Source organism: Bacillus sp. JJ1521, assembly GCF_036965165.1.
Taxonomy (GTDB): domain Bacteria; phylum Bacillota; class Bacilli; order Bacillales; family Bacillaceae_L; genus Ferdinandcohnia.
In genome coordinates this window covers 52,275-73,110 of sequence record NZ_JBALOX010000013.1, presented here as the reverse complement: position 1 = coordinate 73,110, position 20,836 = coordinate 52,275, and the positions used below count along the sequence as shown (strand labels likewise).

Genomic DNA, 20,836 nt, shown 5'->3' with positions numbered 1-20,836 from the left:
GAAGTTCACATCCATGTAAACAAAACGAATTCATATGACCTTGATTATTACAAAGAATTAAATGCCGCAATTGACGATATTCGCTTTGATAATGACATTAAAGTGGCTGTATTGATGAGTGATATGCCGAAGTTCTTCTCAGCGGGTGCAAATATCAATTTCCTAAAATCAGCAGAGCCACGCTTTAAAACACAATTTTGCTTATTCTGTAACGAAACTTTGGATAAAATTGCGCGCTCTCCACAAATCTGGATCGCTTGCCTAGAGGGGCACACTGTTGGTGGTGGTTTAGAAATGGCTCTAGCTTGTGACCTTCGTTTCATGGGAGATCAAGCAGGAAAAATCGGACTTCCAGAGGTTTCTTTAGGTGTTTTAGCGGGAACAGGTGGAACTCAACGCCTAGCTCGCCAAGTTGGACATTCTAAAGCACTTGATCTAAATATCACTGGTGAAACATTATCACCACAAGAAGCATTAGCTATTAAACTAGTAGACCGTGTCTACCCTCAAGAGGAAACAAGAGCAAAGACTTTAGAATATGCACAGAAGATCGCGAACAGTGCATCTTATGCTACTTCTAACATTAAGCTTTCAATCATGAACGGTAAAGAAATGCCACTTAATGCAGCAATCCGTTACGAAGGTGAGCTTCAAAATCTCTTATTCCGTTCACAGGATGCTCAGGAAGGCTTAAGCGCATTCATTGAAAAGCGTGAAGCAAACTGGTCAGGTAAGTAAACCAATCATTTTCATACATTTTTTACGGCTAATTAACACTATTAATACAGTGCTAATATCAAATACTATCTACGAATGACTCCGAAAATAGTGGAGGTAAACATACATCTACCTCCACTATCCAAATTTTTTACTTTATTCAGCAGAGTTCATTATCTTTATTTGTGGGTTGCGAATCTTTATCGGTCTACAACATGGTAGCGATGTATACTCCGGCTGAATAAAGTTTAGCCTCCGGCGGATGCCACAGATTTTCAAAGGAAATTTTTCGAGCTTAAGATCAAAGACTAAGAACGCCACATCCTGTGGCAACGTCTTTGTGACCCACATCGTGTGGGCCTAAAAAATCTGGGCGCAAATACGCTAAGGCGCATTTTATCTATCCATAAGATAGGCAAGGAGGAAGAATGTGATAAAAATAGCTTCGGATTTAAATGGAATCGCAACGAAGTACAATGCAGCCGATAGATTTATAGAAGAAAATGTACGAAACGGACGAGGAGAAAAGGTAGCGATTGTAAGTGGGGACGAGCAGGTCACCTACCAAGAGCTTCTTAATCGTGTCAATCAATTTGGAAACGCTCTCAAGGGATTGGGTGTTGAAAATGAAAACCGCATGCTAATGGTTATGCATGATACTGCAGAGAATATCGTAGCCTTTTTCGGTGCGGTAAAAATTGGAGCACTTCCAATTCCAACTAACACGATGTTACAGCCTCAGGATTATGAATATCTATTAAACCACAGTCGTTCAAAGGTGCTTGTTATTCACGAGGATCTTTGGAGCAATTTAAAGGCAAATAGAGACCGATTTGTCTTTCTTCAACATGTTATCGTCATAACAGAAAACACATCCGTAGATACAAACGAAATTGATTTCCATGAGCTTATTAATCATGAGTCAACAGAGCTTAATTCATTTTTAACAGTGAAGGATGACCCGGCATTTTGGTTATATAGTTCGGGTAGTACCGGAAATCCAAAAGGTGTTATTCACCACCAACGAAGCATGGAAGCAGCGCTGAACACATATGCTAAGCAAGTTTTAGGGATGAATGAAAATGATATTACCTTTTCCGCTTCTAAGCTTTTCTTTGCGTATGGACTTGGAAATGGGATGTATTTCCCATTGGGAGCTGGAGGTACAACCGTTCTTTTAAAGGATCGTCCTACACCTGATAAAGTGTTTGAAACACTTGAAGCAACAAAACCAACGATCTTTTTTGGGGTTCCAACGCTTTATGGTAGTTTGATTAACTATGTTGAGCGAACAGGGAAAATTCCCGACCTATCTTCAGTAAGAGTTTGCGTATCTGCCGGTGAAGCACTCCCTGATACATTTGTGAATAAATGGAAGCAACTCTTTAATCTTGATATTTTAGATGGAATTGGGTTAACAGAGGCCCTACATATTTTTATTTCAAATCGAGTTGGCGACATTCGCCCCGGTAGTACTGGTAAGCCTGTACCTGGTTATGGAGCGAAAATTGTAAATGACGAGGGCGGGGAAGTTGGACCAAATGAAGTTGGAGATCTAGTTATCAAAGGTGAAAGTCTAACAGGTGGATATTGGGCGAATATTGCAGAAAATCAGAAGAAGTTCCATGGTGAGTGGATGTACACAGGTGATAAATATTATAAGGATGAACAAGGCTATTTTTGGTATTCAGGTCGCTCTGATGACATGCTGAAGGTGGGCGGAATCTGGGTATCTCCAGTTGAAGTAGAAGCAACATTACTCAAGCACGATTCCGTACTAGAAGTAGCGGTAATCGGAGTGAAGACAGAGGATAGTCTAGATCTTCCAAAGGCTTGCGTTGTTCTAAAAGAAGAGGTTTCCCCCTCAGAAGAATTGAAGGCGGAATTAAAAGCCTATGTAAAAGCAAACCTAGCACCTTATAAGTATCCGAGAATCATAGAGTTTATGGATGAAATCCCAAAAACGGCTTCAGGTAAGATGCAACGTTTTAAATTAAGGCAGTAAAGAAATGTTTAGAATACGAGGAAGATTAATTAATGCAATATATTTTGAGCATGTTTATAAAATAGGGGAGGTTTACCATGAAACTAGTAAAGAAAAATTGGTTGATCATGTTGGCATTTGTTCTATTACTTTCGGCATGTAGCTCAGGAGCAATCAGTACAACTACTAAAGACAATAATAAAAAGGAAGAAACTGAAGAACCGGCTACTACCGATACTGTAAGTGACGAACCAATTAAAATTGGGGCTCTATTACCAGCAACAGGTGTATACGCATCACTTGGTCAAAATGTTAAGAATGGAATGGAACTCTATTTTGAAGAAATAGGTTGGGAAGTTGCGGGAAAGAAGATTGAAATTGTGCATGAAGATACAGAGGCAGACCCTCAAGTATCATTACGTAAGCTTCGTAAATTAATGGAGCAGGATAAAGTTGATATTTTAACGGGGCCGATCAGTACTGCGGTAGCATATGCAATTCGTGACGAGGTTGATAAGAATAAGTTACCATTCCTTGTATCACATGCTGGTGGAAATGATTTAACAAGATCAAAGCGCAGTGATTATATCTGGCGTTCGTCCTTCTCATCCTACCAAATTGGGCACTCAATGGGCCAATGGGCATATGACAATATTGGAGCAAAAATCTATTTAACTGCCGCTGACTATGCCTTTGGACACGAGGCTACGGCAGCATTTAAAGATGCTTATACGGCAGCAGGCGGAGAAATTGTGGAAGAAGTATTTGCCCCACTTGGAAATAATGATTACTCTTCTTACCTAGCAAAAATGAATCGCGATGACATTGATGGTATCTATGCATTCTTTGCTGGTACAGATGCAATCCGCTTTGTTCAACAATACGAGCAATACGGATTAAAAGGAAAGATTCCTTTAATTGGTTCCGGCTGGCTTACAGCTGAAGACACTCGACCACAGCAAGGAAAAGCTCCTGAAGGAATCATTGCTTCAATCTTCTGGGATTACAGCTTAGACACTCCTGAAAATAAAAAGTTCGTTGAAGCGTATGAAGCGAAGTTCAATGCTAGACCAAGTATCGAATCTGCAGAAGGTTATGATGCAGCAGCAATTATGGCAAAAGCAATTGAAGCGTTAAAGGGTGATGTTTCAGACCCTGATAAACTAGTAGAGGAAATCTCAAAGGTTGAGCTTAATAGCCCAAGAGGTCCAATCAAGTTTGACCAGGAGACACATCAAATCATTCAAAACCTTTATATCGTTGAAACGTATCTCGATGGTGACAAAACGGAAAACAAAGTAATCGACACAGTACCAGAAGTTGTAGACCCAGGAAAATAAAAATTAGAATGAAGAAAGAGTAAAAATTTGCACCTAGTTTTCAATGTCTAGCTCCATGCGCCATCGGCTCGAGGTCACAAGCCAATCGCTTCTGAAGGCAAAAAGCGCCTTCTGTCAGCGCTTGTCTTGTGATTGTCGCCGATAATCGGGCGCCTTGTGCTTTTCCAATAGGAGGGTAGTAATGGATACTTTAGTTTTGCAATTGATGAATGCTTTTAGCTACGGGTTTCTCCTTTTCATTATTACGTGTGGGATAAGTCTCGTTTTCGGTATTTTAGGAGTATTAAATTTAGCACATGGTTCCCTCTATTTATTAGGGTCGTATGTTGGCTATTCAATCGTCGTAAAATCAGGGCTGCCATTTTGGGTTGCTCTCTTAGTTGTGCCTTTTATTATTGCCATCATTGGGTTGATTTTAGAAGTGATCCTGCTACGACCTACATACAAGCTCGGCCATCTCTCACAGGTATTGTTAACCTTTGGTCTTGCTTACATTTTCCATGATCTCTTTTCTATTATTTGGGGTAAAAACATTATGACCGTAACACCCCCAACTTTCCTAAGCCAATCTGTTGAAGTTATGGGAAATATGATTCCTTCTTATCGACTTGCTTTAATTGTAGTTGGAATCATCATTGCGTTAGCTCTTTGGTATACACAGGAAAAAACAAAATGGGGTGCCGTCATTCGTGCAGGATTATCAGATAAGGAGATGGTTGGTGGACTAGGCGTTAACATCCACCTTGTCTTTACACTTGTATTTTTCTTTGGAAGCTTCTTAGCTGGGATAGGAGGAGTGCTTGGTTCACCAATTCTAGGGGTCGCTCCAGGAATGGAGTTTAACATTCTGATTCTATCATTAGTTGTCCTAGTTGTAGGAGGTCTCGGATCTGTAACAGGGACGATTGTTGCGAGCCTTTTAGTGGGAATGGTTGAAACATTTAGTCGTTTCTATGTTCCTGAACTAAGTTTAATCATTACATTTGCATTAATGGCTGCAGTATTAATTATCCGTCCGCAAGGATTGATAGGAAGGAGGGCGTAAATGGGCAAACAAGGGATTAAGGGTAGTTTACTTTTTATATTGATGGTCGCAGCTCCATTTTTCGTCTCTCTCTATTACGTCAACATTATTACGGAAATTTTAATCTTTGGGATTTTCGCGATTAGCTTAAATATCCTAGTTGGGCAGACTGGGTTGGTTTCACTAGGGCATGCCGCGTTTTTCGGTGCTGGTGCCTATGCAACAGGTCTCACCGCTAGTCATCTATCTACGAATGTGTTTTTAGCCCTTGTAATCGGAATGGTAATCGCATTTCTTTTAGCCATTTTGATTGGATTTGTATCAACGAAAGCACATGGATTTTACTTTCTGATGTTAACACTTGCATGTTCGCAAATGGTCTATTCGATTATCTACCAATGGACGGATGTTACGGGTGGATCAAATGGTTTATCAGGAATTCCATCTCCAAGTTTATTTGGGGATTTTATCCTTTCCAATCAGGTGTTTATCTATTACTTCACTTTAGTTGTATTTGCTATAGTCGTTATCGTCATTCACAGACTTCTTCATTCCCCTTTAGGGTATGTCTTCATTGGGATTAAAGAAAATGAAGATCGAATGAAGTCGATTGGGTATAACACAACCTTCTATAAAAATATCAGCTTTTTGATTGCTGGTACTTTAGGTGGATTAGCTGGCGGACTCTATGTATTTTTCAATGGCTTCGTTGCTCCGACAGATGTGTACTGGACAGTATCCGGATCTGTATTAATCATGGTATTAGTCGGAGGTGCTGGTACGCTTTGGGGTCCTGTAATTGGAGCGGCATTTATTGTCGTGTTAGAGACAATCATTAGCTCTTACACGGAAAGCTGGATGATGATCATTGGTACTGCATTCATTCTATTTACGATCTTTGCTCCTGCTGGAATTGCCGGGTTGTTCGGGAAACTATCGCAAGGCTTATTTAAAGCAAAGCCTCAACCTGTGAAGGAAGAATATATCGAAAAATCGATAAAACCAATAAAACAGCAATCAAAAATAAATGGTTAGGGGGGATGGTGATGACAACAATTCTTTCAATTCAACATCTATCAAAGCATTTTGGTGGGTTAAAGGTAATTGAAGATATTACATTAGATGTTTCTGTTGGTGAACGTGTTGGATTAATCGGACCCAATGGTGCCGGAAAGACAACTTTTTTTAATATGATTGCAGGAGACTTGAACCCCAGCGGAGGGACAATTACTTATTTTGAAAAGGATATTACGAAGGTTCCTAATTATAAACGAACTCAAAATGGAATCGTTCGTACCTTTCAGAAAAACAACCTGATGTTTGGATTAACGGTTAAGGAGAATATCCTTCTCGTCTTACAGAAAATGCGAAAAGAACATTCTCAATGGTGGAAAAGCGTTAGTATCAAAAACTACCGTGCACTACATGAGGAAACGGATGCGCTTTTACATGAATGGAATCTTGAACAATACAGTGATGCGAAGGTACAAGAACTCTCTTATGGGGTTCAAAGACAAATCGAAATTGTCATGGCGATTGCCGGAAAGCCAAAACTTCTTCTTTTAGATGAGCCGACTGCAGGCATGTCACAGGTTGAAACCGACCAAATTATTGCACTGATTAATAAGCTTCCAAAAGAAGTAACCATTTGTATGATTGAACATGATATTGATGTGCTGTTCGGAAACATGGACCGAGTGATTGTCCTTCATACTGGAAAACTAATTGCGGATGGCACACCTGAAGCCGTTCGTGAAAATGAAGAGGTTAAGGAAATTTACTTGGGTCGGGAGGAGGCTGCACATGCTTAAACTAAAAGAGGTTAATAGTTTCTACGGTTCCAGTCATATCCTTCACGGTGTAAATCTCGAGGTGAAGGAAGGGGAGGTTGTTACCCTACTTGGAAGAAATGGGATGGGGAAAACAACAACGATGCATTCCATTATTGGCTTTGTAAAAAAGGTTCAGGGAGAAATCCTATTGGAAGATCAAAATATTGCCTCCCTCCAAAGTCACCAAATTGCCAAGAAGGGAATTGGAATTGTCCCACAGGGCAGAAGAATTTTTCCGAACCTAACTGTGACAGAAAATCTATCCGTTTTCTCGGATTCGAAAAAAGGCGATTGGAATCTAGAGAGGATTTTTCATTATTTTCCTCGTTTAAAGGAACGTGAAAAATCACATGCGGGAACTCTTAGTGGTGGGGAACAGTCGATGCTATCCATTGGCAGAGCATTGATGAGAAATCCGAAAATCCTTCTGCTTGATGAACCGACAGAGGGACTGTCACCATTAATGGTTGGTGAAGTAATGGATGTTCTATTAAAATTAAAAGAATCTGGAATGTCGATGCTTTTAGTTGAGCAAAATATCTCAACGGCATTACGAATTGCAGATGATGTGTATATTTTAAGTAAGGGGAAGGTCGTCTACCACGATAATCCAGAAGAACTAAAGAACAATATGGATATCGCTTATCATCATTTAGCCTTAAGCAGCTAATAATGGGGGCTTTCTAAAAAAATAGTAAAGTAGCGGGTGGAAAACTTAATGTTTTTCTCTCGCTATTTTTTTGTCATTTAAAAAATCTTGACTATGAATGTATGCAGGAGTAAAATCAAACCTACCACAATTGTTCATAATGGAACTGTTCAGAAATGAAAGAAGGTGATTGAAATAGATGAGAAAAGTCAGGAGTTCAATCGTTCGGTCATGTTAATGCGATCATTTTATGAAGTACAAAAAAATATGATGCACATTTTTCAAAGAACTGCAGTTGAAAATGGAATTTCTATCCCGCAATATACAATCCTTTTAACGATCTACCCAAAGAAGGAAATGACTCAAAAAAGTGTAGGGGACAAAACATTCTTGCCTAAGAGTACGCTTAGCCAAGGGGTTGATGGTTTAGTGCAAGTGGGTTTACTTGATCGTAAGCAGTTAGAAAACAATCGCCGGGAAATGCTATTATCATTAACGGAAAAAGGGGAATCATTTATCAAAAAGATACATTTTCAAGAAGGAAGCGTTCATCAGGTTTTTCGGGAGGTAGTTGATGCCTTGACAGACAAACAATATGAAAACCTTTTGGAAACACATCAGCAAATTGTAAACCATATTAAGGAGCAAAAATAGAAGGAGGCGATTAAAAGTGCTAAGGATATTAAAAAACTTATCGGTTTATAAATGGCTAGTCGTTGCAGTGCTAGGCTTTGTGTTTCTGCAATCGATGTCAGACCTTTACCTTCCTACATTAATGTCAGACATAATTGATGAGGGAGTTATCGTTNNGCCTTTGGTGCTTGCGCCTCTGTCCTTGCCAGTTATTATTCTTCGAAGGCAGCGATGGGGCTTGGTCGTGATGTCCGAAGAAAGGTATTTAATCATGTTGAAAAGTTTTCCCTGCAGGAATTTGATGAATTAGGAACTGCATCCTTGATTACAAGAACAACCAATGATATCACACAGGTCCAGCAGGTTGTGATTATGATGCTTAGGATGGTTGTTAGCGCACCCATTATGTTGATTGGCGGGGTTATTATGGCGGTGTCCAAAGATGCTAAATTATCCCTTGTCATTGTTGGTGCAACACCATTTTTAGTTGGTTCAATCTTACTCATTCTTTATAAAGGCGTACCATTATTTAAATTGGTTCAAAAAAGATTGGATAAATTAAACCTTGTTTTACGGGAGAACTTAACTGGAATTCGGGTTATTCGTGCGTTTAATCGCGAAGTTCCAGAGAAGAAAAGATTGGAACAGGCAAATCGTGAATTAACGGATGTTTCGATAAAGGTTAACAAGGTTATGGCATTTATGATGCCGGTGATGATGCTAATCATGAACTTAACCATTGTAGCTGTTATTTGGTTTGGCGGTGTGCGCATAGACAATGGTGGTATGCAAATTGGGGATTTAATGGCATTTATCCAATATGTGATGCAAATTATGTTTGCTCTTGTTATGGCATCCATGATGTTTATTATGGTTCCAAGGGCGGCGGTATCAGCAAAACGGATTAATGAAGTGCTTGATATGAAACCAACTTTCCAGGATAGTGGGACTAAAATGGCAAACCAAGAACGAGGTACGCTTGAATTTGATCATGTAACGTTTAGTTATCCAGGAGCGGAAGAACCAGCATTAACAAATATCAGTTTTTCCACAAAACCAGGGGAAGTAACAGCAATCATTGGCGGAACTGGATCAGGTAAGTCAACCCTTATTCATTTGATCCCTCGATTTTATGAGGTTTCAAGCGGGACAATTCGTGTCAATGGTGTTGACATTCGAGACGTAAAACAAGCCGAAATTCGCTCCAAGATGGGTTTTGTCCCACAAAAGGCTTTGCTTTTTACGGGTACAGTGGCCGAGAATATTCGTTTCGGGAAAGAAGATGCAAGCCTTGACGAAATTAAGCATGCGGCACGAATTGCTCAAGCGGATGAGTTCATTTCTGAAATGACAGATGGATATGATTCTCTGATTGAACAAGGGGGCTCAAATTTGTCTGGCGGACAAAAACAGCGACTTTCAATCGCGCGTGCACTTGTAAGGAAAGCAGATATTTATCTTTTCGATGATAGCTTTTCCGCTCTTGATTATCGAACAGATGCATTATTACGGAAAGCCCTGAAGGATGAAACAAGGGAAGCAACCGTATTAATTGTTGCTCAACGAGTCAGTACAGTAGTTGATGCTGATCGAATTATTGTCCTCAATAATGGAAATATTGCCGGGATAGGGACACATGAGGAACTGCTCGGGTCAAATGCTGTGTATCGGGAAATTGTAGAGTCACAGCTTGGTGAGGAGGAATCGGCATGAGTAATGATAAGAAGCCTCGCCAAAATCAGCAAGTAGGTATGGGGCCGGGGAATATGATGATGATGGGTCAGAAACCAAAAAATTTTAAAGGCACATTTAAACGCCTACTAACCTATTTAAAACCGCGCCGCAAGCAGCTTATTGCAGTTTTCCTAGCTGCCATAATGAGTACAGTCTTTTCAATTATCGGACCCAAAATTATGGGGGACACAGTGACTGAACTGTTTGAAGGTGCTTATGGTAAGGTTCAGGGGATACCAGGTGCTGCAATTGACTTTGGTAAAATCGGATATATGCTCCTTATACTGGGTGGATTATATATCTTTAGTAGTCTGTTTACCTTTATCCAACAATACATGATGTCTGGTGTTGCTCAAAAAACGGTATACGATCTTAGAGAGGATGTTAATCAGAAGCTTGAGAAGCTTCCACTAAAATATTTCGATGGCAGGCCAAATGGTGAAACCCTGAGTCGAGTAACAAATGATATTGATACAATTGGCAGTACATTGCAGCAAAGCTTGACCCAGTTTATAACATCTGTTGTGATGATTATCGGGATTATTATTATGATGCTTTATATTAGTCCCCTCTTGACGGTCATTACCATTATTAGCCTACCATTGTCTATTTTCGTCATTCAACCAATCTTAAAACGATCGCAGCGTTATTTTGCAAAACAACAGCGCACACTTGGCGAGTTAAATGGACATATTGAGGAGATGTATACTGGACATCAAGTGGTGAAGGCTTTTGGCCATGAGAAAAAGGCAATGGATAAGTTTGATTCCGTTAATGAAGAACTGTATGATGCAGGGCAAAAAGCGCAGTTCATTTCGGGGATTATTATGCCAATGATGTTTTTTATCGGTAACTTGACCTATGTGTTGATTAGTGTTGTTGGTGGGATTCTGGTGATTAATCGCTCAATCTCGATTGGTGATATTCAAGCTTTTATTACCTATTCAAAACAATTTACTCAGCCAATAACTCAAACAGCTAACATCGCCAATATCATTCAGTCAACCATTGCAGCTGCAGAGCGTGTCTTTGAACTTCTAGATGAGGAGGAAGAAGAGAAGGAAAAAACGTTGGTGAAATTAACACGGGCAAAAGGTGCGGTAACATTCGAAAATGTTGATTTTGGTTATACGAATGAATTGTTAATTGAAAATATGAATATAAATGTGCAGCCTGGTCAAACAGTTGCAATTGTAGGGCCAACCGGTGCAGGGAAGACAACATTAATCAATTTATTAATGCGGTTCTATGAATTAAATAGCGGAAAAATTACGATTGACGGACTTGATACTCGGGAAATGCCACGGAATGAATTACGAAAAACGTTCGGTATGGTGCTTCAAGATACCTGGCTTTTTAATGGGACAATTAGAGATAATATCGCCTATGGTAAAGATGGGGCAACAGAGGAAGAAGTTGTGAAGGCAGCTTATACCGCACATGCCGATCACTTTATTCGTACTTTGCCAGATGGCTATGATACGATTTTGAATGAAGAAGCATCGAATATTTCACAAGGACAGAAGCAACTTCTAACTATTGCCCGTGCAATACTTGCTGACCCGCCAATCATGATTCTTGATGAAGCAACATCAAGTGTTGATACAAGGACTGAAAGTTATATTCAGAAGGCAATGAATCGTTTGATGGAGGGGCGGACAAACTTTGTTATTGCCCACCGTTTATCAACAATTAAGGATGCTGATTTAATTCTTGTCATGAACCACGGGAAAGTGATTGAACAGGGAACCCATGCAGAGTTGTTAGAGGAAAACGGCTTTTATGCGGATCTATACAATAGTCAGTTCGCAGAAAAATCTGTAGGATAGAAATCAAGGCTCGTTTCCAAAGGGAGGCGGGTCTTTTTTAGGGGGAGAGTTCGAGGCTATCAATCGGTCTATTTCTTATATTCAAAAATTTTTATAAAAGAAATAATTCATTGAAAACATTGCAATGTAAACGTTTAACAACATCTAGATAGTTTAATAGTGTTATTGACAAAAGATGAGTAGACTAGTAGTATCTTACTATACTAATTAAAGAAAATATTCAAACTTATCCAGAGTGACTGAGGGACTAGGCCCTGTGAAGTCCGGCAACCCCCAATGATGGGAAGGTGCCAAATCCTGCAGAATGATTCTTATTCTGAAAGATAAGTCGAGATAAAACTTTGTATTTCGATGCCTCTTTCAGATGAAAGGGGCATTTTAACTTTATTCAGCATTCATCTCCTACTTCAATAAGTGGGGGATGAATGCAAAAAGAGTATACAATTCAGTGGTGGGTTCAAACCTCGACTGAAATTAAGGAACTCAGACTAAGAACGCCACGTCCTGTGGCAACGTCTGAGTGACCATCATCGTGTTGGCCTAAAGCCTCCGGCGGATGCCACGATTTTTAAATGGAAATTTTTCGAGACAAGCTCGAAAAAAATTGGGCGCAAATACGCCAAGGCGCATTTGATTATTAAAATCGTGACAAATAAATGAGGTATTTAAATGATAGAGATTCGGAATCTTTCAAAGATATATAAAACAAAAAATGGGACTGTCACAGGTGTTGACAATGTCTCCCTACAAATAGAAGCAGGAGAAATCTTTGGCATTGTCGGATATTCAGGTGCAGGGAAAAGCTCACTGCTGCGCTGTATCAACCTACTTGAACGACCAACATCCGGAAGCATCACAGTTGATGGAGTTGATCTAACCTCCTTAAAAAGTGGTGAGCTGCGTAAAGCACGGTTGAAAATCGGAATGATTTTTCAACACTTCTATTTAATTAGTCAAAAAACAGTATTTGAAAATATTGCGTTTTCCTTAAAGGCCGCTAATCTACCAAAAAATCAAATCCAAAAACGAGTTGAAGATTTACTTGATATGGTAGGGCTTTTGGATAAAAAGGACGTCTATCCTTCCCAGCTAAGTGGTGGTCAAAAACAAAGGGTTGGGATTGCAAGAGCACTTGCGAATGACCCAAAGGTATTGCTTTGTGATGAAGCAACTTCAGCATTAGACCCTACAACAACAAAATCAATCTTAAAACTCTTAAAAAAGATTAATCAAGAACTGGGGATTACAATCGTGCTCATTACACATGAAATGGATGTGGTGAAGGAAATATGCAACCGCATGGCGATTATGCAAGACGGAAAAGTCATTGAAGATGGTTCAGTATATGACGTATTTGCGAGCCCAAATGCTGAGTTAACAAAGGAATTTATTAAAAGTGTTGTTTCATTCGATATCCCGGAAGCTATTCTTGAAGCATGTGTTGGACCAATTGTGAAAGTTACCTTTAAAGGGTTTGTTGCCGGTGAAGGTGTTATCTCAGATATGCTTCAAACCTTTAAAGTAAAGGGCAATTTCCTGCATGGATCGATTGAATACATTGGAGAAACACCGCTCGGGATTTTTATCATGGAATTAAGAGGGGATAAGGGAGAAATTAAATCGGCACTGAAATATATTGAAGAACGTGCTGCACAAGTGGAGGTGATACGTGATGGGAATTGATTTTAATCATCTTGTAGAGCTTCTCCCTGATATTAATACTGCGTTTTTCCAAACAATCTATATGATTGCCATATCATTACTAATTGCAGTGGTAATTGGGCTTCCAGTTGGAATTCTTCTATATGTAACAGATAAAGGATTATTTCTAGAAAACAAGGCTGCCCAGAATATTCTAGGCTTTGTCGTGAACTTAATTCGTTCGATTCCATTTATTATCTTGCTCGTCGCCTTAATTCCAATCACGAATTTGATCGTGGGAACAACAATTGGGCCGACGGCTGCATCTGTTTCACTGTCGGTAGCAGCGATTCCATTTTTTGCAAGAATTGTGGAAACTGCCCTGCGAGAAATTGACAGAGGAGTAATCGAAGCTGCAATTGCGGCGGGTGCAACGCCTTGGATGATTATAAAAGATGTGCTGCTTCTTGAAGCAAGGTCAGGAATCATTTCTGGTGTAACCTTAACGCTGATAAGCTTAATAGGATTTTCAGCCATGGCTGGAACTGTCGGTGGTGGTGGAATCGGGGATTTAGCAATCCGATTTGGGTATTATCGCTATGACAACACCATCATGTTTGCAACCGTCATAATCTTAATTATTTTAGTTCAAGTTATCCAACTTCTTGGCGACTACATCGCCAAAGTTGTAGATAAAAGATAAATTTTATAAAAAAAGAGAAAGAAGGAAGAAAAAATGAAAAAGTGGGCAACAGGTATTATTTTACTATTAGTAGCATTTGTTATTGCAGCTTGTGGAAATAGCGCAAGTAATGGAGATGAAGGTAAGGATTCTGCTGAGGAATCAAAAGAAATCAAAATTGGCGCAACAGCCGGTCCATACAGTGACATGGCGAAACAAGCACTTAAACCAGGTCTTGAAAAATTAGGATACACAGTTGAAATTGTTGAATTTAGTGATTATATTCAACCAAATAAAGCATTAGACAATGGAGATATTCAAGCAAACTTATTCCAACATACGATTTACCTAGAAAACTTTGAAAAAGAAAACAACATGGATTTAACAGCTTTAATTAATGTTCCAACAGCACCAATGGGTCTTTATTCAAACGTTTTTAAATCAATCGATGAAGTAAAAGAAGGTGCTACAGTAACACTTCCAAATGACCCAACAAATGCCGCACGTGCATTAAATACATTACGCGATGCAGGTCTTATTACAATCGCTAAAGATGCTGATCCTTTAACTGTTTCAGAAAAGGACATTGAAGAAAATAAAAAGAATTTAAAATTCCAACCAATTGAAGCTGGTCAATTACCACGCTCTGTTGATAGTGCAGATTTAGCCGCTGTTCCAGGAAATTTTGCGTTAGCTGCAAAAATGAATTTATTAGATGCTCTTACACTTGAAGATATGTCTGATTCATATCGAAATGTAGTAGCAATCAGTGCAAACGATAATGATTCACAGCTTGCGAAGGATTTAAAAGCAGTTGTAGAATCTGAAGACTTTGAGAAAATCATCGATGAGGAATTCCAAGGTTTCGGTAAGCCAGAATGGATGAAAAAATAAATAATTCCTAAAGGAGGAATGGTGAAAGTGGATATCTTTTCAGTTCATGCAGCCCCAAGTGAATATATTGTATCTGAAGGTATTTTGGACAAACTTGAAGAACAACTTGCAGCTCGCTCTTATCAAAAGGTTTTATTCGTTCATGGGATAAAATCTTGGGAGGCAGCGAAGGGGTATATACCTAAATTTGATAAAATCCAAGCGGAACAATATACGTATAATGGAGAGTGCTCAATCACTGAAATAGATTCCCTTTCATCATTTATTAATAAGAAATCTTTCGATGCTGTCATAGGTATTGGAGGCGGGAAGGTTCTGGATTTAGTCAAGGCTTCAAGCCATCTTTCCCAAAAACCTTACGTGCTAATTCCAACGCTTAGTTCTAATTGTGCACCATGGACCCCAATTAGTGTCATTTATGATGAACATGGGACGTTCATTCGCTACGATATTTATCCGAATAACGCGAGTTTGGTCTTGATTGAGCCAAGAATTTTATTGAATGCACCGATCGAAATGCTTGTCGCAGGAATTGGTGATACCCTCGCTAAATGGTATGAAGCAGATGTGCAAATGGCTAGGATTGAAAACAAACCCGTTCCATTATTAATTTCACATTATTCTGCAAGACAGTGTAAGAAACTAATCGTGAAGCACGCTGAAGAAGCGATTGAATCTGCGAAAAAAAGAATTCTAACAGATGACTTTACGAAGGTTGCTGAAACGATTATCGCCCTTGGCGGGATGGTCGGCGGCTTTGGTGACCATTACGGCAGAGTCGCTGGAGCCCATTCAATCCATAACGGGTTGACGGCTTTGGAAGAGACTCATTCTGCTCTACATGGTGAGAAGGTGGCCTATGGTATTTTAGTTCAGCTTGTTTTAGAAGATAGGCTTGATGAGATTAAGGAGCTGCTTCCGTTTTACAAAAAGCTAGGATTACCGGTGTCACTTGAGGATCTTGGTGTTGCTGCTGTTGATGAAGCAAAGATAAAACTTGTAGCTGAAAAATCAACACTCAAAGGTGAATCGATCCATGTTATGCCGATCGGGACGATTACGGCATTGGATGTAGCTAAGGCAATCAAAACACTTGAGGATTATATACAAAGATACGTTTTATAGAGACGAGCCGATGTGGCCTTGTCTCTTTTTTTATTGGAGAAATCAGGAGTGGTTGAAAGCGTGCCAGTAGTGATTGCTGTTTTTAGTATATGATGATGCCTCAATCTGGTTGGTGGAGAAGTTGATTACCAAGTTACTGGGTAGCGATGGTGTTCTAACAGCTTAGAGAGGTATCGTTTTCCAGTTATTAGGTAGTTGCTGGTTTTCCAGCCAGTTTAGAGAGGCGCAACTTTCCAGTTATTAGGTAGTTGGTGGTGTTCCAATCTGTACAGAAAGACGCTGATTTCCAGTTATATGAAGATAGAACCCTCAATCCGTCCTGAGAGGTATGTATTTAAAACGCTATAACCCATTTAGAAAGTCAAATACGAAATTAACCCTACTTATAACATAGTAGAAACCTGTTTAGTAAATACTACTCTTGGTGATGAAAATGCCTTGTCAATCAAGTGATGAATTAAAAGATTTGGTTAGTGTTGCGCGCCAGATAACGAAACAAGGACGTGTAGCAGATTATATACCTGCACTCGGAAAAGCAAACCCGAACGATCTGTCTATTGCGATTAATTATCCTGATGGGCGTTGCTATTCTGCTGGTGACATTGAAAAGAAAATCTCCTTACAAAGTATATCCAAAGTGATCACACTTGCTCTCGTCTTAATGGATAGAAGTAAAGAGTATGTCTTTGCGCGAGTTGGAATGGAGCCTACAGGAGACCCGTTTAACTCAATCGCAAAGCTAGAAACGACTGCCCCATCGAAGCCATTGAATCCGATGATTAATGCGGGGGCACTTGCAGTGACACATATGATTAAAGGGAATTCAGTGGAAGAACGGTTTCAAAGATTGCTAACATTTATTCGGGAATTGGCGGGCAATGCTACGATTCAATATAATGAAGAAATTGCTCATTCCGAATTTGAAACAGCCCATCTAAACCGAGCCTTATGTTATTTCTTAAAGCAGCATCAGATCATTGAAGGAGATGTTGAGCAGCTAATCGACCTTTATACAAAACAATGTGCGATAGAAATGAATTGCCTTGATTTATCAAGGGTTGGACTCGTTTTTGCATTAGACGGAATTGACCCACAAACCGGAAAACAAATTATGCCAATGAATATAGCTCGAGTTTGTAAAACCTTTATGGTGACCTGCGGTATGTACAATGCCTCCGGGGAGTTTGCAATTAAAATAGGCATTCCGGCAAAAAGTGGTGTATCCGGAGGGATCATGGGGGCTGTACCTGGTAAATTTGGAATCGGTATTTTTGGTCCAGCCTTAGATGATAAAGGAAATAGTATCGCAGGAATAAGACTACTTGAACTCTTGTCAAAAACCTATAACCTCAGTATGTTTTAGGAATACAAATTCATTGCAATCCAAAGACCCATGATATAAGATAGCTTATGCCTACATAAAACAGTGGAAAAAAATACTAAACGAAAACGTCAAATGAGGGGGTATATTAATGGATTTTTCTGACAAACATATCCGCCCCAATTACGGTATTCTTACCGTCTTGATGGTCGGAGCATTTATTTCATTTTTAAATAATACTTTATTAAATATCGCATTACCTTCTATTATGACGGAATTAAAGGTTGATGAAACGACAGTTCAATGGTTAACGACTGGATTTATGTTAGTCAATGGAATCTTGATTCCCACTACAGCCTTTTTAATCGAAAAATATACGGTTCGCCGGTTATTTTTAGTAGCGATGGGACTGTTCACAATTGGTACAATTCTTTCGGGTACAGCTCATGTCTTTTCCATTTTGCTTGCGGGGCGGATGATTCAAGCATCTGGCTCAGCGATCATGATGCCGCTCTTAATGAATGTTATGTTAGTGAGCTTTCCTGTTGAAAAAAGGGGAACCGCTATGGGGGTTTTCGGACTAATCCTCATGTTTGCCCCAGCAATTGGACCCACTCTTTCGGGTTGGATTATTGAACATTATGATTGGAGAATGCTCTTCCACTTCATCACTCCAATTGCAGCTGTTATCTTTATCCTTGGCTTTATCATGCTGAAGGATAAAAAGGAAAAAGTATTCCTAAGACTCGACTTTTTCTCTTTAGTTTTATCAAGTCTGGGATTTGGTGGTTTATTATATGGGTTCAGTTCTGCCGGCAATTTGGGCTGGGGAAGTCCTTTAGTCTACGGAACAATTGTGATAGGAATAATCTCATTAACTTGGTTTATCTTGCGTCAATCAAAGCTCGATATCCCAATGCTTAATTTTGGGGTCTATCGCTATCCTATGTTTACATTAGCATCAGTAATAACGATGGCTGTCAACATGGCCATGTTTTCAGGGTTTTTACTTTTACCCATCTATGCTCAAATGATTCTAGGGATTTCACCCATGGATACAGGGCTAATGCTTTTACCAGGAGCTATCTTAAATGCGATTATGTCACCTGTTAATGGACGATTATTTGATAAATTTGGCGGACGTATTTTAGCTACTGTAGGATTGGCCATCACAACTGTGACAACCTATCTTTTCAGCCAATTAACTTTTGAAACCACTTATACGCATCTTGTGGTTTTGCATGCGGTGAGAATGTTTGGTATGTCTATGGTTTTTATGCCAGTTTCGACAAATGGGTTAAACCAGCTGCCAAGGAATCTATATCCACATGGTACAGCGGTAAACAATACGTTGAATCAGGTTTCCGCAGCGATTGGAACTGGATTATTAATTACGCTTATGTCCTTAAAAAAAGAGGCATCAACAGCAAATTTACTGAAGAATATTCAGGGGCAGCCTACTGAGGCGCAAGCTTTTCAAATTCAATTACAAGCGATGTTAGACGGAATTAATTTCACATTTTTCGTTTCAACCTTCTTAATTTTCCTTGCCCTCATTCTTGCATTCTTTATGAAACGTGCAAAACAGGAAGAGGATATTACCGGAAAACAACGTGGTGTCAAACCAACATTAGCCAAAGGTTAAAAAAAGGAGAAATCGTCCATTTGGATTGATTTCTCCTTTTTTATGTCTAGTTCCAGGCGCCGTCGGCTCGAGGTCATAAGCCTATAAGGTATAAGGCAGCTTCTTTCAGCGCTCGTCTTATGCTTGTCGCCGATGAGCGGGGGCCTTGTACTTTTCTTTATTATAATCTAATCGCAGGTATCTTTATTTTAATCGTAAAATCTTCGTCTTTATGAACAAAGTCTAAAAATCCATTTGACTCGTTGACGACATCTTGAATGAGCCTTGTACCAAGGCCTTCATGACCATCGCCTTTAGTCGTATTTCCGAAGTTTATGAACAATTGATCTAGCACCTGCGCTGGGATTGGGAGCGAGTTATTTTTACATTGTAAAATAAATAAACCACTTCGCTTATAAAATTGCAGAGTTAGAATGGCTTGTTTGTTATATTTTTTTTGCCATTCCTCACAAGCTTCGATACTATTTGATAATAGATTCCCAACCAGTGTAATGATTTGCTGATCTGACAACGGCAGAGTCGAAAGAGGTACATCAAAATCATACACAACCGCAATATCGAGTGCAGTTGCTTTACGATACATTTGGTGAAGAATACCTGCCACCACTCCGCGTTCTCCTTTAATAGAAAGGTTAGTTTCTTTATAGCCTTCAACCAATTCATCTAAATAGTGTTTGGCTTCCTCGTTCTGTTTATTTTCAAGCATAAAATGAATCGCTGATACGTGCTTTAAAAAGTCATGACGTTCGCTTCGAACAACCCGGAAAGTTTCATTAAATTGAGCACGCTGCTCGTCAAAATGTTTCGCATTTTCTAATAAGGTTTTCATTTTTTTGGAAAGAGAAAATCGCGAAAAAAGTAAAATAAGGCATAAAACTCCTAAGATTGTAATGATACCCCAATATAACATGTTGAACATTAAGCCACCTTAATAATAATTTTGTTGTAAGAAGTCCACTTTTTCTTTTGTAATCATTGCTTGCTCTTCGATGCCTTCAAACGTGACAATATATGAATTTTTCGCATAGAGCGAAAAGTTTTTTACATAGTGAATATTTATGATAAATGACCGATGTGACCGTATAAAGTCCCGTTCTCGTAATTCGCCCTCTAATTCATTAAGAGTTTGGTAGGTTTTTATCGGCCCTGTTTTTGTATAAATAGTCGTAGACCGTCCTGAACGTTCGATAAAAATAATGTCCTTTTTCTGAAGAATATGTATTTCGTTTTTTTGCCTTAAATACAGTCTGCCGTGAATTTCGGCTGACTTTGTTTTTTCCAATAATCGCTCAATTGATTTTATCAATCGTTCCTTTGGATAAGGCTTCATAATATAGTCGTGGACATTTAACTCAAAGGCATGGACGGCATAACCGCTGCTTCCTGTTACAAAAATCACGGAAATATTGAGCGCATGCGTGTGAATAATATCAGCAAGTTCATATCCTGATAAACTTGGCATCTCGATGTCAGCAACTAACAAATCAATTTCTTCTTTTTTTATATGTTCATAGGCTTCCTCAGCAGACAGGGTAGAGAAGATAATTTCAACATCCGGAATGCTACCTACAATTGCTTTTAACTTATCCAAATCAATCAAACGGTCATCTACAAGACCAACCTTCATATGACAATCGACCTCACAACGTATTAACTAAATTTCCCAATATAGTATCTTTATATTTTACCATCTTTACAGGTGAAATTGACCATTTCGCGACAAAAAAAGGCATATTCGCGACATATCTAGAGATTTTCCAGATTGGTATGGCTATGATATAGACAT

General features: G+C 39.2%; 17 protein-coding genes, 1 pseudogene and 1 riboswitch. Of the genes and pseudogenes, 16 read left to right on the top strand and 2 right to left on the bottom strand.

The window, feature by feature from the left end; all coding sequences use genetic code 11:
- From V7147_RS03195 to V7147_RS03120, 16 genes and pseudogenes are all read left to right on the top strand, one after another.
- Positions 1-738: enoyl-CoA hydratase/isomerase family protein (locus tag V7147_RS03195; protein ID WP_335366414.1), on the top strand; the 738-nt coding region annotated here is incomplete at its 5' end.
- A gap of 409 nt (positions 739-1,147) precedes the next feature.
- Positions 1,148-2,722, top strand: coding sequence for a benzoate-CoA ligase family protein (locus tag V7147_RS03190; protein WP_335366413.1), 1,575 nt, complete (start codon positions 1,148-1,150; stop codon positions 2,720-2,722).
- A gap of 77 nt (positions 2,723-2,799) precedes the next feature.
- Positions 2,800-4,041 (top strand): ABC transporter substrate-binding protein, encoded by a 1,242-nt coding sequence (locus tag V7147_RS03185; protein ID WP_335366412.1) that lies wholly within the window; start codon positions 2,800-2,802, stop codon positions 4,039-4,041.
- A 181-nt stretch (positions 4,042-4,222) separates the two neighbouring features.
- On the top strand, positions 4,223-5,086 hold the full coding sequence (locus V7147_RS03180) for a branched-chain amino acid ABC transporter permease (protein WP_335366411.1): 864 nt from the start codon (positions 4,223-4,225) through the stop codon (positions 5,084-5,086).
- Positions 5,087-6,100, top strand: a complete 1,014-nt coding sequence (locus V7147_RS03175; protein ID WP_335366410.1) for a branched-chain amino acid ABC transporter permease — start codon at positions 5,087-5,089, stop codon at positions 6,098-6,100.
- 11 nt (positions 6,101-6,111) lie between these two features.
- Positions 6,112-6,876 carry an ABC transporter ATP-binding protein gene (locus tag V7147_RS03170; RefSeq protein WP_335366409.1) on the top strand — a complete coding sequence of 255 codons (765 nt, stop codon included), beginning with the start codon at positions 6,112-6,114 and terminating at the stop codon, positions 6,874-6,876.
- Complete coding sequence (locus V7147_RS03165) at positions 6,869-7,567, top strand: ABC transporter ATP-binding protein (RefSeq protein WP_335366408.1); 699 nt, start codon at positions 6,869-6,871, stop codon at positions 7,565-7,567. The genes V7147_RS03170 and V7147_RS03165 overlap by 8 nt, the downstream gene beginning before the upstream one ends.
- A 165-nt stretch (positions 7,568-7,732) precedes the next feature.
- Positions 7,733-8,200 carry a MarR family winged helix-turn-helix transcriptional regulator gene (locus tag V7147_RS03160; RefSeq protein ID WP_335366407.1) on the top strand — a complete coding sequence of 156 codons (468 nt, stop codon included), beginning with the start codon at positions 7,733-7,735 and terminating at the stop codon, positions 8,198-8,200.
- A 16-nt stretch (positions 8,201-8,216) separates the two neighbouring features.
- Positions 8,217-9,892: pseudogene (locus V7147_RS03155) on the top strand (ABC transporter ATP-binding protein).
- Complete coding sequence (locus tag V7147_RS03150; RefSeq protein ID WP_335366406.1) at positions 9,889-11,742, top strand: ABC transporter ATP-binding protein; 1,854 nt, start codon at positions 9,889-9,891, stop codon at positions 11,740-11,742. The pseudogene V7147_RS03155 and the gene V7147_RS03150 overlap by 4 nt, the downstream one beginning before the upstream one ends.
- Positions 11,743-11,965: 223 nt before the next feature.
- Positions 11,966-12,072: riboswitch (SAM riboswitch) on the top strand.
- Positions 12,073-12,411: 339 nt separating this feature from the next.
- Positions 12,412-13,425, top strand: coding sequence for a methionine ABC transporter ATP-binding protein (locus V7147_RS03145; RefSeq protein ID WP_335366405.1), 1,014 nt, complete (start codon positions 12,412-12,414; stop codon positions 13,423-13,425).
- Positions 13,415-14,086, top strand: coding sequence for a methionine ABC transporter permease (locus V7147_RS03140; RefSeq protein ID WP_335366404.1), 672 nt, complete (start codon positions 13,415-13,417; stop codon positions 14,084-14,086). Before V7147_RS03145 ends, V7147_RS03140 begins: the two co-directional genes overlap by 11 nt.
- Before the next feature lie 33 nt (positions 14,087-14,119).
- Positions 14,120-14,959, top strand: a complete 840-nt coding sequence (locus V7147_RS03135; RefSeq protein WP_335366403.1) for a MetQ/NlpA family ABC transporter substrate-binding protein — start codon at positions 14,120-14,122, stop codon at positions 14,957-14,959.
- A gap of 27 nt (positions 14,960-14,986) precedes the next feature.
- Positions 14,987-16,084: an iron-containing alcohol dehydrogenase family protein gene (locus tag V7147_RS03130; protein WP_335366402.1), complete on the top strand. Its 1,098-nt coding sequence runs from the start codon at positions 14,987-14,989 to the stop codon at positions 16,082-16,084.
- A gap of 433 nt (positions 16,085-16,517) precedes the next feature.
- Positions 16,518-17,447 carry a glutaminase A gene (glsA, locus tag V7147_RS03125; RefSeq protein WP_335366401.1) on the top strand — a complete coding sequence of 310 codons (930 nt, stop codon included), beginning with the start codon at positions 16,518-16,520 and terminating at the stop codon, positions 17,445-17,447.
- 109 nt (positions 17,448-17,556) lie between these two features.
- On the top strand, positions 17,557-19,050 hold the full coding sequence (locus tag V7147_RS03120; RefSeq protein ID WP_335366400.1) for a DHA2 family efflux MFS transporter permease subunit: 1,494 nt from the start codon (positions 17,557-17,559) through the stop codon (positions 19,048-19,050).
- Positions 19,051-19,210: 160 nt separating this feature from the next.
- Here V7147_RS03120 and V7147_RS03115 read toward each other — a convergent pair whose 3' ends face one another.
- Together V7147_RS03115 and V7147_RS03110 are read right to left on the bottom strand one after the other, a co-directional pair.
- Entirely contained in the window at positions 19,211-19,969 is a 759-nt protein-coding gene (locus V7147_RS03115; RefSeq protein ID WP_335366399.1) for a sensor histidine kinase, read from the bottom strand.
- 9 nt (positions 19,970-19,978) lie between these two features.
- Positions 19,979-20,677: a LytR/AlgR family response regulator transcription factor gene (locus tag V7147_RS03110; protein ID WP_335366398.1), complete on the bottom strand. Its 699-nt coding sequence runs from the start codon at positions 20,675-20,677 to the stop codon at positions 19,979-19,981.
- Positions 20,678-20,836 lie beyond the last annotated feature (159 nt).

Excerpts from the sequence above, each read along its gene's own strand:
- V7147_RS03185 (WP_335366412.1), top strand. The coding sequence starts at position 2,800 with ATGAAACTAGTAAAGAAAAATTGGTTGATCATGTTGGCATTTGTTCTA.
- V7147_RS03180 (WP_335366411.1), top strand. The coding sequence starts at position 4,223 with ATGGATACTTTAGTTTTGCAATTGATGAATGCTTTTAGCTACGGGTTT.
- V7147_RS03175 (WP_335366410.1), top strand. The coding sequence starts at position 5,087 with ATGGGCAAACAAGGGATTAAGGGTAGTTTACTTTTTATATTGATGGTC.
- V7147_RS03170 (WP_335366409.1), top strand. The coding sequence starts at position 6,112 with ATGACAACAATTCTTTCAATTCAACATCTATCAAAGCATTTTGGTGGG.
- V7147_RS03165 (WP_335366408.1), top strand. The coding sequence starts at position 6,869 with ATGCTTAAACTAAAAGAGGTTAATAGTTTCTACGGTTCCAGTCATATC.
- V7147_RS03150 (WP_335366406.1), top strand. The coding sequence starts at position 9,889 with ATGAGTAATGATAAGAAGCCTCGCCAAAATCAGCAAGTAGGTATGGGG.
- V7147_RS03145 (WP_335366405.1), top strand. The coding sequence starts at position 12,412 with ATGATAGAGATTCGGAATCTTTCAAAGATATATAAAACAAAAAATGGG.
- V7147_RS03140 (WP_335366404.1), top strand. The coding sequence starts at position 13,415 with ATGGGAATTGATTTTAATCATCTTGTAGAGCTTCTCCCTGATATTAAT.
- V7147_RS03135 (WP_335366403.1), top strand. The coding sequence starts at position 14,120 with ATGAAAAAGTGGGCAACAGGTATTATTTTACTATTAGTAGCATTTGTT.
- glsA (WP_335366401.1), top strand. The coding sequence starts at position 16,518 with ATGCCTTGTCAATCAAGTGATGAATTAAAAGATTTGGTTAGTGTTGCG.
- V7147_RS03120 (WP_335366400.1), top strand. The coding sequence starts at position 17,557 with ATGGATTTTTCTGACAAACATATCCGCCCCAATTACGGTATTCTTACC.
- V7147_RS03115 (WP_335366399.1), bottom strand. The coding sequence starts at position 19,969 with ATGTTCAACATGTTATATTGGGGTATCATTACAATCTTAGGAGTTTTA.
- V7147_RS03110 (WP_335366398.1), bottom strand. The coding sequence starts at position 20,677 with ATGAAGGTTGGTCTTGTAGATGACCGTTTGATTGATTTGGATAAGTTA.